Annotated in this window: 1 protein-coding gene; it reads left to right on the top strand. The window is 67.4% G+C overall.

Annotation, left to right across the window (positions count from 1 at the left end; translation table 11 throughout):
• Positions 1-10: 10 nt before the first annotated feature.
• Positions 11-288, top strand: a 278-nt coding sequence (locus ACLJNW_RS24480) for an alkaline phosphatase family protein (protein WP_410961255.1), incomplete at its 3' end; no start/stop codon positions are given.

The following is a 288-nucleotide window of genomic DNA, read 5'->3' as shown; positions in this document are numbered from 1 at the left end:
CTACCAGGACATGGCCGACAACTTCTCCGACAACCCGCTGATCGGCTTCCGCCAGTACCGCGCCGCGGCGCCTGACTCGCCGCTGATCGTCAACGGCCTGAGCACCTGGAAGCTCGATGCGCTGAAGCGCGACGTGCTGGCCAATAGCCTGCCGCAGGTGTCCTGGATCGTCGCCCCGGCCAAGTACTCCGAACACCCCGGCCCGTCCAGCCCGATCTGGGGGGCCGAGTACACTTCCTGGGTACTCGACGCGCTGACCGCCAACCCGGAGGTCTGGAGCAAGACCGC

The sequence above is a fragment of the Salmonella sp. SAL4457 genome (assembly GCF_046548235.1).
Taxonomy (GTDB): Bacteria; Pseudomonadota; Gammaproteobacteria; order Enterobacterales; family Enterobacteriaceae; genus Salmonella; species Salmonella enterica.
Note: the sequence above shows the minus strand (reverse complement) of the source record. Positions and strands in the feature narration are given on the sequence as shown.